The organism is Maribacter sp. MAR_2009_72 (assembly GCF_007827235.1).
In the GTDB taxonomy this organism is placed as follows: Bacteria; Bacteroidota; Bacteroidia; order Flavobacteriales; family Flavobacteriaceae; genus Maribacter; species Maribacter sedimenticola.
In genome coordinates this window covers 778,759-795,383 of record NZ_VISB01000001.1, presented here as the reverse complement: position 1 = coordinate 795,383, position 16,625 = coordinate 778,759, and the positions used below count along the sequence as shown (strand labels likewise).

The 16,625-nt window shown below is 37.2% G+C and carries 16 protein-coding genes; 5 read left to right on the top strand and 11 right to left on the bottom strand.

The window, feature by feature from the left end:
* The first annotated feature begins 12 nt into the window (after positions 1–12).
* Positions 13–705, top strand: a complete 693-nt coding sequence (locus JM81_RS03405) for a DUF4294 domain-containing protein (RefSeq protein ID WP_144800690.1) — start codon at positions 13–15, stop codon at positions 703–705.
* Here the strand turns inward: JM81_RS03405 and JM81_RS03400 are convergent.
* The 10 genes from JM81_RS03400 to JM81_RS03355 form a co-directional block, all read right to left on the bottom strand.
* Positions 702–941: a DUF6095 family protein gene (locus JM81_RS03400; protein ID WP_144800689.1), complete on the bottom strand. Its 240-nt coding sequence runs from the start codon at positions 939–941 to the stop codon at positions 702–704. The two genes, JM81_RS03405 and JM81_RS03400, sit on opposite strands and share 4 nt — an antisense overlap.
* Positions 928–1,842: a DUF4249 family protein gene (locus JM81_RS03395; RefSeq protein WP_089260168.1), complete on the bottom strand. Its 915-nt coding sequence runs from the start codon at positions 1,840–1,842 to the stop codon at positions 928–930. Before JM81_RS03395 ends, JM81_RS03400 begins: the two co-directional genes overlap by 14 nt.
* A gap of 4 nt (positions 1,843–1,846) precedes the next feature.
* Positions 1,847–4,246, bottom strand: a complete 2,400-nt coding sequence (locus tag JM81_RS03390; RefSeq protein ID WP_144800688.1) for a TonB-dependent receptor — start codon at positions 4,244–4,246, stop codon at positions 1,847–1,849.
* 114 nt (positions 4,247–4,360) lie between these two features.
* A complete protein-coding gene (locus JM81_RS03385; protein ID WP_144800687.1) occupies positions 4,361–6,577 on the bottom strand; it encodes an NADP-dependent isocitrate dehydrogenase in 2,217 nt (738 codons plus the stop codon).
* A 642-nt stretch (positions 6,578–7,219) separates the two neighbouring features.
* Positions 7,220–7,570, bottom strand: coding sequence for a 50S ribosomal protein L19 (gene rplS, locus JM81_RS03380; RefSeq protein WP_089260171.1), 351 nt, complete (start codon positions 7,568–7,570; stop codon positions 7,220–7,222).
* Between the two features lie 137 nt (positions 7,571–7,707).
* Positions 7,708–8,382: a tRNA (guanosine(37)-N1)-methyltransferase TrmD gene (gene trmD, locus JM81_RS03375; RefSeq protein WP_144800686.1), complete on the bottom strand. Its 675-nt coding sequence runs from the start codon at positions 8,380–8,382 to the stop codon at positions 7,708–7,710.
* A gap of 14 nt (positions 8,383–8,396) precedes the next feature.
* Positions 8,397–8,840, bottom strand: a complete 444-nt coding sequence (locus JM81_RS03370) for a GNAT family N-acetyltransferase (RefSeq protein ID WP_144800685.1) — start codon at positions 8,838–8,840, stop codon at positions 8,397–8,399.
* 36 nt (positions 8,841–8,876) lie between these two features.
* A complete protein-coding gene (locus tag JM81_RS03365) occupies positions 8,877–9,497 on the bottom strand; it encodes a tRNA (guanine-N1)-methyltransferase (RefSeq protein ID WP_089260174.1) in 621 nt (206 codons plus the stop codon).
* Between the two features lie 143 nt (positions 9,498–9,640).
* A complete protein-coding gene (locus JM81_RS03360) occupies positions 9,641–11,089 on the bottom strand; it encodes a glyceraldehyde-3-phosphate dehydrogenase (RefSeq protein ID WP_144800684.1) in 1,449 nt (482 codons plus the stop codon).
* Between the two features lie 120 nt (positions 11,090–11,209).
* Complete coding sequence (locus JM81_RS03355) at positions 11,210–12,601, bottom strand: S1C family serine protease (RefSeq protein WP_144800683.1); 1,392 nt, start codon at positions 12,599–12,601, stop codon at positions 11,210–11,212.
* A gap of 127 nt (positions 12,602–12,728) precedes the next feature.
* Between JM81_RS03355 and dapF the strand changes: the two genes are divergently transcribed.
* From dapF to JM81_RS03335, 4 genes are all read left to right on the top strand, one after another.
* Positions 12,729–13,505 (top strand): diaminopimelate epimerase, encoded by a 777-nt coding sequence (gene dapF / locus JM81_RS03350; protein WP_144800682.1) that lies wholly within the window; start codon positions 12,729–12,731, stop codon positions 13,503–13,505.
* Entirely contained in the window at positions 13,499–14,023 is a 525-nt protein-coding gene (locus JM81_RS03345; protein ID WP_144800681.1) for a GNAT family N-acetyltransferase, read from the top strand. Before dapF ends, JM81_RS03345 begins: the two co-directional genes overlap by 7 nt.
* The gene (gene mltG / locus JM81_RS03340) at positions 14,023–15,066 is read left to right on the top strand and encodes an endolytic transglycosylase MltG (RefSeq protein ID WP_144800680.1); all 1,044 of its coding nucleotides are present in this window, start codon (positions 14,023–14,025) and stop codon (positions 15,064–15,066) included. Before JM81_RS03345 ends, mltG begins: the two co-directional genes overlap by 1 nt.
* A 148-nt stretch (positions 15,067–15,214) precedes the next feature.
* Positions 15,215–15,844, top strand: a complete 630-nt coding sequence (locus tag JM81_RS03335) for a hypothetical protein (RefSeq protein ID WP_089260180.1) — start codon at positions 15,215–15,217, stop codon at positions 15,842–15,844.
* A gap of 55 nt (positions 15,845–15,899) precedes the next feature.
* Here the strand turns inward: JM81_RS03335 and JM81_RS03330 are convergent, their stop codons facing one another.
* Entirely contained in the window at positions 15,900–16,625 is a 726-nt protein-coding gene (locus tag JM81_RS03330; RefSeq protein ID WP_144800679.1) for an SAM-dependent methyltransferase, read from the bottom strand.

The window sequence follows — 16,625 nt, the reverse complement described above, 5'->3', positions numbered from 1 at the left end:
TAACCTGTGTCAATGAAATATGTATTTGTATTCTTTTTAATTATAGGAGGTTCCATACCATTATGTTTTTCCCAAGTAGAGGAACAGGAATTGGATTCCATTTCTGAAAGAATGATCATTGTTGCAGGTGACTCATTGATACAAAGTTCAATTGCACTTGAAGAGGCCTATGTTTTTGGGAAACTTAAATTTTCGTCATATGACGATAAATTGCGGTATTATATTCTGCGTAGAAAAACAGAAAAAGTCTATCCTTATGCCAAACTTGCCGCAGAACGGTTGGTGGAATTGAATGATAGTTTAGCAAGTATAAAGAATAAGCGAAAACGTAATAAGTATACAAAAAAGGTTCAGAAATACATTGAAGAGGAATTTTCTGAAGAGTTAAAAAAGCTTACCCGTACAGAAGGCCAAATTTTGGTAAAACTGATCTATAGACAAACGGGTTCTACTGCATTTGATTTGGTAAAGGATTTAAGAAATGGATGGCGTGCTTTTTGGTACAATACCACGGCCAAATTATTTAAAATCAGTATAAAGGAAGAGTTTCATCCGGACCAGATTGAAGAGGATTATCTTATAGAGGATATCTTACAGCGCGCTTTTTCAAAAGGGAAATTGGAACGGCAGGCAACCGTGTTGGACTATAATTATGACCAACTTTACAACAAATGGAAAAAAACGACCAAAGTACCTAAGGATTAGCTGTTTTTGTTTTTTTTGCCAAAGACGGATTCAACAATGGTGGATATACCTTTAAACCCCATAATGACTGCCCAGCCGGCTAAAATTATCCCCAAAATGCACACAGGCCAAAATAACGGATGCTCTTGATTTTTAAAAGCTTGCCATAAAACAAACGGTGCAGTAAACATTAACACTACCGTGGTTGCTAGTCTTTTAAGGCCTTTAACAAGCAAATCTTTATCAGTTCTCTTCATGTTGAATAACAATACTTTTTTTGTATTCCTGCACAATTGCAAAATAACCTAGTGCAAAATTGTTTGACCGCTCTACATTATCTTTGACGTCATCATTGTCAATACCGGTTATATTGGTAATGTTGCCCCTAACCGTAGCTGCAGGAGTTTGAAAAGGACCCTGGTCACCACCTGATTGTACAATAATTTGGTTCATATAATTATAGAATGCCTCTGTAGCACCTAATAGACTAATTTCTACGGTATCATCTGTATCCAAGGCCAGATCGGCATCGTAAAAATAAGAGAATACAAATGTTTGACCTTGATAGAATTCATCTTCGGTAACTAAATATTCATTAAAGTCAAAATCCAGAATATAAAAATCATCTCGTTCTCCATTATCGGTAAAAGTTACAATGACCTCGGTTTCATCTCCGGAAAATAGAGTTTGATCCCCTTGTTCCAAACTGTCTATTGGTACTGATTTTACATATGTGGTAGAAGCAAAATAGCGTTCTTGTTCGGTCTCGATAATAAGTTGAAAAACATCTCCTTCATTAATATTTTGAACCCTAATTCTTTGATCACTATCAAATGATGGATCAGGCACCCATTTACCACTACCAGGTTCAAGTTCGGTTAAATTAGAAACTCCGCCTCCTTCAAGTATTTCGGGTGCATCTATATTTGGTGTGCCATAATATATAACAGCGTTCTTTATATTGGCAACAGTATTGGTTTCAAAAAAGGAACTACTCTGTGTTACCGTGATTTCAATAGGCACATATTCTTCCGTTTCATCTACGCGTATAACGCCGTTGACAATAAGTCTTGTATCGTTTTCCGGTAAGGTCACGTCTATTACATCCTCACAGGATGCAACTAAGATCATCAATAGGATCAATGCTAGTTTTTTCATGATCTTACAGTTTAAAATTATAAGTTACTGCGGGCACAATGCCAAATATAGAGGTTCTAACAGCTTCATTGGCCCCGGTGTCATCATTACGTCTAAAATTAATTGAAGCGGCATTACGACGGTTGTAGACGTTGTAAAGGCTAAAAACCCATTCTCCTTTAATTTTTCTATCCGAATTTTTTCTAGGGGTCAAAGTTGCGGATAAGTCAAGACGATTATAGTCCGGTAAGCGCTCGCTATTTCGTTGTCCATAGTATGGAATGGTTAACCCTTCAAATTCAAATTGGCCTATGGGGTAATTGGTAGGTTGACCGGTTTGATAAGTGAAATTACTGCTAAAGCTCCATTTTTTATTTAAATCGTAGCTAACGAATACGGATATATCGTGGGTTTTATCATACGGTGTATTGTACCAATTGCCAAAATTGATGCCAGATTCCAAATTACTCCTGCCATTATCGGTAACCGCTGCTCTTCCCGGTGTTCGTTGTTCAGATTTAGATAGTGTGTATGCTAGCCATCCTTGTAACTTACCTTCATTTTTACGTAACAAAAGTTCAAGACCATACGCTCTTGCCTCACCGTTTAGAATTACCTGTTCAATGGCATTGTTGGCTATAAGGTTTGCACCATCTATATAGTCAATTCTATTCTGTACATCTTTATAAAATACTTCACTTTCCACAGAATAATCCCCATCTGCCAAATTTTTAAAATAGCCAAGGGCATATTGGTCCAACAACTGTGGTTCAATAAATGGGCCACTTGGCGTCCAGACATCTAAAGGGGTAGGGGAGCTTGTGTTGGATAAGAGATGTAGGTATTGTGCCAATCTGGTATAGCTGGCCTTGACCGAACTGGTCGCTGTCATTGTATAGGATAGGGAAGCTCTAGGTTCAAAATTTCCAAAAGTAGATAATGTGGTGCCTCTACCAGGATTGATTACATCTATGGGCTCCGCTTCCTTATAGATTAGTAATAAAGGATCAAACTCCACAGGATTGTTATTGGCATAGACATTTAGCTCATCTTGGCCTAATCGTATAAAATGACTATAGCGCAATCCGTAACCAACGCTTAAATTATCCGTAATACGTTGTTCCACATCAATGTAAGCGGCAAATTCATTGGCGTATTTTTGTATTAATTGCTCTTCTACAATTCCGGATTCGGAATTGCTAGGTTCAATCTTACCCGGATTAAATTGATAATATACATTGTTGATACCGTAGTTTACTTGAAGTTTGTCGCTTAGGTAATGTTTAAGGTCATATTTTACATTAAAATTACGTATGCCTGAATTCCAGTTAAACCCAACAAAATCCAATTTTAGGCCGTAATAATAGTCGGAATAAATTAATGATAGGTTGGAAAATAATTTATCTGAGAATAGATGATTCCACCTAAAATTTCCAACAGCGTTACCATAAGTGTTTACAAAACTATCATTGATTCCAAAAACATCCCTTCCAAAATAACCACTTAGGAAAATGTTGTTTTTCTCATTAAGCCTATAATTTAATTTGGTATTTAAATCGTAAAAATAAGCGGTATTATCAATATCGAACAGGGGTAAAAAAAGGTGGGCGTATGAAGCTCTTCCACCAATTAAGAAGGCGGACTTATCTTTTTTAATTGGGCCTTCCAATAATAGTCTGCTTGCCACGGCTCCTATACCGCCATTCATTTTAAATTCCTTGCTGTTTCCTTCTTTTTGAAAGATATCCAGTACAGAAGAAACCCTGCCACCATAACGAGCCGGAATCCCCCCTTTATACAATTTTACATCCTTTATTGCATCTGGATTAAATACAGAAAAGAAACCAAATAAATGAGAAGAATTAAAGATTATGGCCTCATCCAATAAAATTAGATTTTGATCGGCAGCTCCACCACGAACATTAAAACCAGATGCCCCTTCACCTGCATTTGTTACTCCAGGTAGTAAGAGAATAGATTTTATGACATCTGCCTCGCCTAATATAACCGGTATTTTTTTAATAGTGCCAATGGATAAGGTATTGACGCTCATTTGAGGTTTTCTAATATCCATTTTCTCTACGTTCTCGCTAACAATTACTTCATCTAACTGCTCGGCCTCTTCGTTCATAAAAAAATCTATTTTTTTATTTTCGGATAGAACGATTTCCTGTGTGATATCGGTAAAACCTAAATAGCTGATACGGAGTTTGTAGGTTCCTTCTGGTAGGGTGATGGAGTAAAAACCGTATTCATTGGTAGTAACCCCTGTTTGTAATTCGGGAAACGCAACGGTAACCCCAATTAGTGTTTCATTACTTTGATTTTCTGAAATGGTACCACTTAGCGTATACTTTTGTTGGCCACAAGAAACAGACGGAAAAAGAAAAGCACAAAAAAGAATAATGAGTAAATATTCCTTCATCAATTTTTTTTGTAAAAATACTTAGAAAAGTAAGATGTTCCTAAGTTAAAAATTGACCCAATAAAAATACCCTTAACCAATGGTTAAGGGTATTGACTGTAAATATTATTTCTTTTATAGGGTATTAAGAATATTATTTAACGTTGTACTAGGACGCATAGCTTTTTCCACTAGTACTTCATCTGGTTTATAATATCCGCCTATATTTTGTTCAGAACCTTGGGCATCGATCAATTCCTGAAGAATCTGGTCTTCTTGTTGGTTAATTTGACTGCTTACCGTGGTGAATATAGCTTTTAAATCTGCGTTGTCATTCTGTTCGGCCAAAGCTTCCGCCCAATATTTGGCTAAATAAAAATGACTACCTCTAGTATCCAGTTCCTTTACTTTTCTTGATGGAGACTTATCGTTCAATAGGAATTTTTCAGTGGCACTGTCCAAAGTATCCCCAAGGATCTTAGCTTTGGCATTATCATTTTTCTCTCCATAAAATTCCAAAGAAACTCCTAAGGCCAAAAATTCTCCCAACGAATCCCAGCGCAGGTGTCCTTCTTCCATAAATTGCTCCACATGCTTAGGAGCGGAACCACCTGCTCCAGTCTCGAACAATCTTCCTCCGTTCATTAAAGGAACTATCGATAACATTTTTGCACTGGTACCCACTTCTAAAATTGGGAATAGGTCGGTCAAGTAATCCCTAAGAACATTTCCTGAAACGGAGATGGTATCTTTACCGGCCTTCATCCTTTTTAAGGTGAATTCCGTAGCTGCCGTAGGAGCCATAATTTGAATATCAAGATCTTGGGTGTCTTCGTTTTTTAGATAAACATTGACTTTCTTTATCAGTTCCGCATCATGGGACCTGTTTTTATCCAACCAAAAAATTGCAGGGACATTGGTGGCCCTAGCTCTTGATACGGCCAATTTCACCCAATCCTGCACGGGGGCGTCTTTCACCTGGCACATACGCCAAATATCTCCTTGTTCAACTTCATGTTCTAAAAGCACTTTTCCGGAAGCAATGTCCACTACTTGAACTTTACCAGGCTCTTGAATTTCAAAAGTCTTGTCATGGGAGCCATACTCTTCTGCCTTTTGTGCCATTAAGCCTACATTAGGTACCGTGCCCATAGTGGTGGGGTCAAAAGCACCATGTTTCTTGCAAAAGTCTATTGTTGCAGTATAAATACCGGCATAACTACTGTCTGGAATAACAGCTTTGGTATCTTGTGATTTACCTTCGGAATTCCACATTTTTCCAGAATTTCTAATCATTGCTGGCATTGAAGCATCAATAATTATATCACTAGGTACATGTAGATTGGTAATTCCCTTATCTGAATTTACCATGGCCAAATCTGGACCGTCATTAAAAGCTTCATCCAAATCTTTTTGAATCTGGCTGCTTTCTTCGGAAGGTAATTGTGCTATCTTCTGATATAAACTGGCCATACCGTCGTTAGGACTAATACCTAACTTGTCAAATGTGGCCTCATATTTTTTGAATACCGGCTTTAAAAACGTTTCTACTACGTGTCCAAAGATAATTGGGTCCGATACTTTCATCATTGTAGCCTTTAAATGCACGGAAAATAATACACCCTTATCTTTAGCGTCCTTAATCTCTTTTTTAAGAAAGTCTAATAACGCTGTTTTACTCATAACGGTGGCATCGATAATCTCACCGGCCAATAGGTCAATATTTTCTTTTAATATGGATGTAGCACCGTTGCTTACCAATTTTATTTGTACGGCAGTTGCGTTGGGCACGGTCAAGGATTTTTCATTGGCTTGGAAATCACCTTCGCCCATAGTAGCAACATGGGTTTTGGAATCTGGGCTCCAGGCCCCCATACTATGTGGATTTTGTTTGGCGTAGTTTTTAACGGCTCTTGGAGCTCTACGGTCAGAGTTGCCCTCTCTTAACACGGGGTTTACGGCACTACCTTTAATCTTATCGTATTTTGCCTTTATTTCTTTTTCTTGGTCATTTTTAGGCTCGTCAGGATAATTGGGTAAGTTATATCCCTTTGCCTGCAGCTCTTTAATGGCGCCGTTCAATTGCGGTACGGAGGCACTGATATTAGGTAGCTTAATAATATTTGCTTCCGGCATTTTGGCCATTTTGCCCAATTCTTCCAAATCGTTAGATACCCTTTGTTCTGGCGTTAAAAATTCTGGAAAAGTTGCGGCTATTCTGCCTGCAAGTGAAATATCCTTGGTTTCAATCTGTATTCCCGAAGTTTTGGTAAAAGCTTTTACAATAGGTAAAAATGACTCTGTTGCCAATGCTGGCGCCTCGTCAGTTTTGGTATAAAATATTTTGGACATATTTGGTTTTGTTTTTAATTAAAGCGGAACAAATATACAATTTTATATAGGCTAAAAAGATAGGATTTGCCTGAATATTTAAGGATAGAAAGGAAGATTTGTGAAATAACAAAAGCCATATCATTGTACAAGTACATTGATATGGCTTTTTAGAAAAAGTTTACGGACAGTTTGTTTTAATTTTTCATTAAAACGGCAACCCTTGATTGCACCCGCTTCACTGATTCAACGTTTGAAATAATGGATATCCCTAACAAGCCGTTCAGGATAACATCATATTTCATTTTTATTACCTTCATTAACTACATAATGCTTAATTACATAAGTCCTAATAATTAATTCATTAAAACTAGGATAAAGCGACAGCCTTATTTGTTTTAACTCACTTGAATCTATTGCATTGCAACTATCAAGTTCAGTAATAATCCAAAGAACGCAAACTTTGAAATGACCTTAACATCGGATTTCTTGGTTATCCTTATTTAACAATCACACCTCAAGATATAAAAAATTTTGTTTGTTTTCGTTTTTTTTAACTATTTATTAATCAACAGGTTGTAAACTGTGTTGTTCACAATTGTTTATAAAAAAAAGCTCCGTTTCATAGTTGAAATGGAGCTTTTATATGATTGCGGATATTTATTATCCTCTAACTTCCTTGATTCTGGCTTTCTTACCGGTCAATTCACGGAAATAGTAAATTCTAGATCTACGTACTTTACCACGCTTATTAACTTCAATTTTTTGAAGAGCAGGTAAGTTGATAGGGAAGATACGCTCTACACCTACGGTACCTGACATTTTACGGATGGTAAAAGTTTCAGTAGCGCCGGTTCCCCTACGTTGAATTACTACACCTTTAAAAAACTGTGTTCTGGTCTTTTCACCTTCTCTAATCTCATAGTACACTGTAATAGTGTCACCAGATGAAAACTTTGGGAATTCTTTTTTGGTTACGAATTCGTCTTGTACAAATTTTATTAATGATTCCATTGTATTGTTAATTGGAATTAGGTCAAAGCAACATTCACGATTTTCGTCAGAGGTTGTTCTAACAGGGTGCAAAAATAATCCTAATTTTATAACCTACAAGTATTTTTTGCGATTTTTAAAATTATAGGGGTTATATTTTATTTTAATAAGTCCGGACGTAGTTTTTCGGTTCGCTCCATGGCCTGGTTTTCGCGCCATTCCTCTATTTTGCCAAAATCACCGCTTAAAAGTACATCGGGTACCTTCATACCTTTATATTCCGCTGGCCTTGTATAAACCGGTGGGGCCAAGAGCCCGTCCTGAAAAGTATCGGTTAGGGCAGAGGTTTCATCATTGAGTACGCCGGGTAAAAGTCTAATTACTGCATCACAAAGGACGGCTGCCCCCAATTCGCCACCGGAGAGCACATAATCGCCAATTGAAATTTCCTTAGTGATATAGGCGTCCCTTATTCTTTGGTCAACACCTTTATAGTGGCCGCACAAAATTATAATGTTGTCTACCATGGACAATTGATTTGCCATTTGCTGATTTAGGGTTTCGCCATCTGGGGTCATATATATGATATCATCATAATCTCGTTGTGACCTTAAATTGGATATGCATTTGTCAATTGGTTCAATCATGAGTACCATTCCTGCTCCACCACCAAATTGGTAGTCGTCTACATTTCTATATTTAGTTGTGGTATAATCCCTGAGGTTGTGAAAATGGACTTCAACCAAATTCTTTTCAATGGCTCTTTTAAGTATTGAAGCTTCAAAAGGACTGGTCAATAATTCGGGTAATACCGTAATGATGTCTATACGCATGGTGTGTAAGCGGATTATTTAACCGACCAAAAGTAGTGAAAACAATGCGAATCTTTCTTCCAGCCTAATTTTTCATATAATTTCTGGGCAGGATTGTCTACGGCAGTTTCTAGGGCCAAACCTTTATAATTAAGGGAAGTACAATACTCTTGGGCTTTTAGCAACAAATCTTTTCCAATGTTTTTATTGCGAAAAATAGGATCAACGTACAAGTCGTTCAAAATTAGGGAGGGTTCTAGACTTACAGATGAAAACGTAAAGTATAATTGTATAAAGCCTACGGCCTTGCCATCTATATATGATGTAAAAATGATCGATTCTTGGTTTTTGATTCGCTCGTTCAAAAATAAAGTTGCGGCGTGAATATTTGACTGCTGTCCGTAAAAAATACGGTAGCCGTCAAAGAGATGAACCATATCCCTAACCTGTGCTAAATCAACTTGTAAAATAGTATTCATGGTAAAAAAAAGCTCCTTGGTAAGGAGCTTGTGTATTTATTTCGTTTTTTTCTGTTTATTGATTTCATCTTGAAGCTGCCTACTGATCTTTTGCTCTCGTTCCAGTGCCCTTCTTCGATGATCTTCATATTCTACCTCAAGTTCGGATAAATTCTGTTTTGCCTCTTGAGTTAGGATGTTACTGTTTCTAAATTTATAAATAAATAAGCCCAGTAACAGGAACAATCCTCCAATAATGGTCCATAATATAAAATTGTAGGTTCCTTTTGATACCGGAATACCAATAAATGACATGCTATCCTTTTCTTCTGTTACCGCCACTAGGTTAGTAGTGGTTTCTTCCAACTTTTTATTCAAAGAACTAATGGTGGTCTCATGTTCGGATATTGTAGCCTTAAGTTCACTCGTTTTCTTGTTCATAGCGGCGATGGAATCCAATACGTTTTTACGTATCTTGAATAAGTTGGATTCCTTGACGACCTCGTACCTGACTCCATCTGCCCTGTAATTACCGGAGCGTTTGGATATATAGTCGAACTGATTGCTAATGGGTCCTTCATCCAAAGATAGTTTGTCATCTTCTTCAGTTTCTTGTGCATATTGTAGGTTTGCAACAAGCAGGAATGCCAGAACTAATAGTATTCTATTGAATTTCATGTAATAGGTTCTTGTATTAAAAAAATGATTTAGAGTGGGCTAAAGTAATTTATTAAAGTCAATTTAGAAAAAAAAAAGGGCAAAGGTTATAAGCCTTTATTAATGTACGTAGCGTATTAAAAAAAAGATGTTTTTTCTTAAAATTAGTAATAGGTAAAGCGGCGCACTTTGGCAATATATTTAGCTAATCGTATGACTTGATGCGAGTAACCGTATTCATTATCATACCATATGTAAAGTACTATTTTTTTTCCTGTATCTGAAACTATGGTAGCACAACTGTCATATATAGATGGAGCAGAAGTGCTAATGATGTCGCTAGATACAAGTTCTTTGTTGAGCGAATATTTTATCTGCTCTACCAAATCTCCTTCCAAAGCATATTTTTTGATCATGGTATTGATACCTTCCAAGGAGGTTTTTTGATCAACTTCTATATTTAAAATGGCTAAGGAACCGTTTGGTACGGGAACTCTAATGGCATTTGAAGTCAGTTTGCCTTGAAGGGAGGGTAAAGCCTTGGCAACCGCCTCTCCGGCACCGGTCTCCGTAATTACCATGTTCAATGCTGCGGCCCTACCTCTACGATATTTACTGTGCATGTTATCCACCAAGTTCTGATCATTGGTATATGCATGAATTGTTTCCAAATGTCCATGCTTTATACCTAAGGTTTCTTCAATAACTTTTAGGATAGGACTGATTGCATTTGTGGTGCAGGATGCCGCTGAAAATAATTGGGCGCTATCAGGATCGTATTCTAAATGATTGACACCATGTACAATATTGGCTATTCCTTTACCGGGAGCGGTAAGTAATACTTTTTCTGCTCCCTTGGCCTTTAAATGCCTTTCTAGCTGTTCCTTTGTTCTAAAAGCCCCTGTATTATCAATGATTAGGGCATTGGAGATTCCGTATGCTGTATAATCTATTTCTTCCGGTGCGTTGGCATAGATTACATGGACCGTTGTGCCGTTAATGATTAATTTTTGGTTTTCATGATCGGTATTTACGGTTCCGTTAAATATTCCGTGTACGGAATCGGTACGTAATAAACTGGCTCTCTTTTCAAGATTTTCGCTAGTATCCTTTCCTCTAACCACAATGGCCCTTAACCGCATTTGGTTTCCTTTACCGGTTTTGGACATCAATTCCCTGGCAACTAATCTGCCAATTCTGCCAAAACCATAAAGCACAACATCCTTTGGTTCTATTGTTTTATAGTTCTGTGCGGTTTTTAATTTATCGAACACAAATTCCTTTACATTGTCAAATGTATTATCGTCAGAGTGAAATTCATATGTTAGTTTACCAATGTCCAATTTGGCAGGAGGTAAAGGAATACTTGCTATTGCGCGTAAAATTTCTACGGAATCAAAAATTGATATTGGTTTCTGGACAAACTCACCTGCATATTCATGTAAATGGATAATGTCACTTACATTTTTATCGATTACTTGGTTCTTGAACAGAACAATTTCTATCGATTTGTCATACCATAGGTCACTTACAATTTTTATGAATTCTGTTGTCGCCTTTCTTCGATCGGCCTGAAAGGCCAATTCCTTCTCATACGTGGTGGTTGGAACCATAATCAGTTGATGCTTTTTTTTTGTTGTTTTTTGCGAAATTATGAAAATTAAAAGCTTTTAATGTGAATTATTATTAAAAAAGCCTTCGTTGTTGCGAAGGCTTTAATTTTTAGAAATTTACTATTGGAAAATTAATCGATCTCGTTCACCATTGGATCCCAACATGGTAATGACCGTTTTATCATATTTTGAAATTGCGCCAAATGCATTGTATGCATCGTCAATATTCCCAATTTCTACCTCATCTACTTTTATGATTATTTTTTCGGACAAACCATATCCTCTATACCGTTCGGGCACACCAATAATCTTAACCCCGGTTTTGGTCCTATACACTTTCTTGTCATGTTCGGTCAGGTTTCTGACTTCAAGACCCATTTCTGGAACTACCAACTGTTGCCGTTCTTTTAGTGTTAGCGGCAATTCCATAAGTTCCTTATCCCTATCGATAACAACATTTAAGGTGTCGCCAGGTCGTTTGGTAGAAAGATATCCGGTTAGGTCGGGATATTTGTGTACGGTAATTTCGTCCACTTTTTTAATAATATCCCCAATTTTCATACCTGCCTCTTCTGCAGCGGATTCAGGCTCTATACGTTCAATATATACACCATCTATATTATTGATTCCTTTTTCAATGGCATCACGTGTATTTACAGGAGCGGGACTAATACCCATAAATCCTTTTTGTACATTACCATATTCCAGGATATCCTGAACAACCTTTTTGGCAATATTACTGGGCACTGCAAAGGAATATCCTATATATGAACCAGTTTGGGATGATATTGCTGTATTGATGCCCACTAGGTCACCATTTGTATTTACCAATGCACCACCGGAATTTCCAGGGTTTACCGCGGCATCCGTTTGGATAAAGGATTGGTGCTTGCCCAAATTACGCGCTTTGGCACTAACGATACCTGCAGTTACCGTAGAGGTAAGGTTAAAAGGATTGCCAACGGCAAGGACCCATTCCCCAATCTTAGTCTGGTCAGAGTCCGCAAATGCCAAATAAGGAAGTTTTTCCTTTGCATCTATTTTTAATAAGGCTATATCTGAATTGGGATCTGTTCCAATCAATTCCGCATCATAGGTTTTATTATTGTTCAAGGTAACCTGTAACTGATTTGCTTTGGAAATGACATGATTGTTTGTGACTATATATCCGTCAGATGAAATAATGACTCCTGATCCCGTTCCAATTTGGGGAACAGTACTACCGCCATGCCCATAGAAAATATCAAATATGGTGGTGGGGCTTTTCCTGAGGGTAATATTGGCCACGTGAACTACAGCGTTGACCGTATTTTCTGCAGCTGTGGTAAAATCCACTTCATTTATACCCGCTCCTTTTGCGGAAGTGGGTGTATAGCTCGTATTGACAAAACCATTCTCACTGGTTTGGGTAATAATGGTAAAGTTTTCTTTCTCGATGAAATATTTATATCCCACTAAAGTAATTGCACCTGCAAAAACTGCTACAAGAAGAAGACTAGCTATTTTTTTCATAATCTATTTAAATTTAGCAAACTACCTGTAAAATTACTGGTTTTTATGAGTATTTATAAGCGTTTAACTACTTTTTAACTACTCTTTGCAACTTAATTATGTGGTATATTTGTCACTTTAAAATAACATGAAAAATACATTTTACAAATATCAGGGTACAGGGAACGATTTTGTCATGATCGATAACCGAAACGGAGACTTTTCCCATACGGATAACACCTTGGTCGCGCATTTATGTGATCGACGGTTTGGAATAGGTGCAGATGGCCTCATTTTATTGGAAAATGATGATGACACAGATTTTAGGATGGTATATTTTAATGCGGATGGTAATGAAAGTACCATGTGCGGTAACGGCGGAAGATGTATTGTGGCTTTTGCCCATTTTTTAGGTATAGTTGATGATGAAATGGAGTTTATGGCCATAGATGGACCTCATAAGGCACTAATACAGGGGGGCATGGTAAGTTTAAAAATGCAGGATGTTAGTGAAATAAAGGAAAAGTCCAACGCCTTATTTATGAATACAGGCTCGCCACACCATGTGCAAATGGTAGAAGGTCTAAAGCAATATGATGTAAAAAAAGAAGGAGCTCGTTTGCGGTACGGGGTGTATGGAGAGAAAGGAAGTAATATTAATTTTGTTGAAGCAAATACAACGAACGGATTTAATATACGCACTTATGAACGTGGTGTAGAAGATGAGACACTTTCATGTGGTACCGGGGTTACTGCGGTAGCCTTGGCAATGCACCATTTAGGAAAGACTAGTGCCAACCAAATTGCAATAAGTGCCTTGGGCGGCAATTTAAGTGTTGATTTTAAATATAATAATGGCTCTTATACTGATATTTATTTAAAAGGTGCGGCTAAACAAGTATTTAAAGGCGAAATGGAGTGGTAACATTAAAAGGAAATATAGTGTATTTAAGGGCCTTGGAACAAAAGGACCTGAATTTCCTATATGAATTGGAAAACAATACCTTGGTCTGGGAAATAAGTGGCACGGTTACACCTTATTCCAAAGATGTGCTACAGCTGTATTTGGACAATGCCCATAGGGATATTTATGATGTAAAGCAATTGCGTTTGGTAATCAGCAATCTTGAACATAAGACAATTGGATTGATCGATCTATTTGATTTTGACCCCAACCATAAACGGGCAGGTCTGGGAATAGTTATTCATGATGAGGCACAGCGTAATAAAGGTGTTGGGGCAGAAGCCATAAGTTTATTGTGTAATTATGTGTTTCAGGTGTTGGGATTACGGCAGGTATATGCCAATATATTGGAGGATAATATAGCAAGTATGCATTTGTTCCAAAAATTAGGTTTCATTCCCGTAGGTGTAAAAAAAGATTGGGTACGTGTGGGGAGTACATACAAGAATGAAATTTTATTGCAAAAATTGAATACGTAATGAACATTAAGCGAATTATTTTAGGGGTAGCAGTATTGGGATTAATCGGTGGAGCAATATTTGCCTATATTCTTTATAGTACTTTTTTTACGCCCAATACCAGTTTTGAAACGAAAGAAGCTTATGTGTACATTCCTACCGATGCTTCAATAGATTTATTGAAAGAACAATTGACACCTTATATAGACAATTGGGAATCATTTAAATCTGCAGCGGACAAGAAAGGGTATCTACAGAATATTAAAGCGGGTAAATACAGGCTTAAAAAGGGCATGAATAATAATAAGCTGGTAAACTCTCTAAGAAGCGGCAACTTACCGGTGAAGGTTTCATTTAATAATCAAGAGACCCTACAGGATTTGGCGGGTAGGATAGCGGCACAGATAGAGGCGGATAGTATGGCATTGTTGGCAGCGTTTGAGGATAAAGCTTTTTTGGATGAAAATGGTTTTAATGATGCCAATAAATTAGCGGTATATATTCCTAACAGTTATGAATTTTTCTGGAATACATCTGCTACAGGATTTAGGGATAGAATGCTGAAGGAATATCAACGTTTTTGGACCAAGGAACGTAAGGACAAGGCAAATGCTTTGGGGTTATCTCCAAACGAAGTTATGGCATTGGCTTCCATAGTACATAAGGAAACTGCCAAAGTAGATGAGCGGCCACGGGTTGCGGGAGTTTATTTGAACAGGATAAGAAAAAATATGTTGTTACAGGCAGATCCAACCGTAATCTATGCCATAAAAAAAGAAACGGGAAATTTTGATACGGTTATTAAACGTGTGCTATATAAAGACCTGGAATTGGATTCTCCATATAATACCTACAAGTATTTAGGTTTGCCTCCTGGACCAATTGCCATGCCGGACATTACTGCAGTGGATGCTGTTTTAAATTCGGAAAAACACAATTATTATTATTTTGTAGCCAATGTTGAAAAATTTGGGTATCATATGTTCGCGGAAAGTTTGGCGCAACATAACCGAAATAAAGCACAATACATCCGGTGGATAAACTCCCGTAAAATCAAAAGATAGGTAAATTACCCGAATTTTAGCACTTGTTAACTAAATCTTGATAGTTTTAACAGAACCTTCTCATTCTACATAAATTTCCATTCTACCTTTGTCTTTGAAATTTAAGCAGGCAAATAGTAGTCGCCGTAAGTCTTAAGAAATAGATACTATGAAAAGATGGATATTGATAAGTTGTCCTCTTGTTATGATGTTTATTTTATCTGGTTACGGGTTTAAAACATTAAAGGTTAGTGTTCCGGATCAGCTTAAAATGAAAGAACCTACTTTAGTTTCGTTTCCTCAGGACGAAACATCTTTACCCGGTTATGAAATTAGACCTCCCTATATTGGCAGTCAGTTTATAGGATTTAAGGAAGCCTTGGCCTTTAAAGAATCTCAAGGAAATTATTTTGTTACCAATACTTATGGTTATTTAGGAAAATATCAATTTGGCTTAGGGACATTGGCGCTTGTAGGTATCTATGACGGCAATCATTTTTTAAGCAATCCGGAATTGCAGGAACGTGCGTTCTATGTTAATATTTCACGTAATAAGTGGATATTACGTAAAGATATAAAGCGTTTTGTAGGAATGAAAATGCGGGGTATTGAGATTACGGAATCCGGAATATTGGCCGCTGCGCATCTAGCGGGTCCAGGAAATGTAAAGATCTTCTTAAGGTCACAAGGAAGAATGGACATAAAGGACGGATATGGGACAAGTATATCTAATTATATGAAAAAGTTTTCAGGTTATGATATTTCTATAGTTTCACCAAAAAGAAACCCTAGAATTTAAAAGTTTAAGTAGATATGAAAATGGGAAACCTTGGCAGTGTTTTGTCAAGGTTTTTTTATGCTTGAATAATAAATATTGCGGGTCGTTTATGTAAATCTACATGTTCCCTTTTCCAATTTATAGCCGTTTTGGTTTTAATATATTCCGTAGGCAACGTAATATCTGCGGCAACGCAAATTCTTGTACTTGGGGCCAATGTCTTAATCAGTTCCTCTAACATTTTATTATTGCGGTAGGGCGTTTCAATAAATATTTGCGATTGATTTTCCTCCTTGCTTTTTCTTTCCAAGGTTTTAATATACTTTTTGCGCTCGGCTCCATCAATGGGTAAATAGCCGTTAAAGGCGAAATTTTGGCCGTTCATACCACTTGCCATTAATGCCAATAATATGGATGAAGGACCTACCAAGGGTACTACCTGTAGATTTTTTTCATGTGCGATTTTGACTACTGCTGCACCCGGGTCTGCAATACCCGGGCAACCGGCCTCTGAAAGGATACCAATATCAAAACCTTCTAAACAGGGGTTTAGGAATGTAGGTATTTCTTGATGTTCAGTAAATTTGTTTAATAGGGATAATTTAAGTGATGGCTGGGATTTTCTTGGACTAATCTTTTTAATGAAATGGCGAGCGGTTTTTTCGTTTTCTACAATATAATGGTCTAACCGCTCTATTGTTTGCTTTATGGAAATTGGTAACACCTCTAAAGGGGCCATATCTCCCAAGGTAGATGGAATCAAATAAACACCTCCAGATTTTGCGCTGTGCTGTGTACTCAT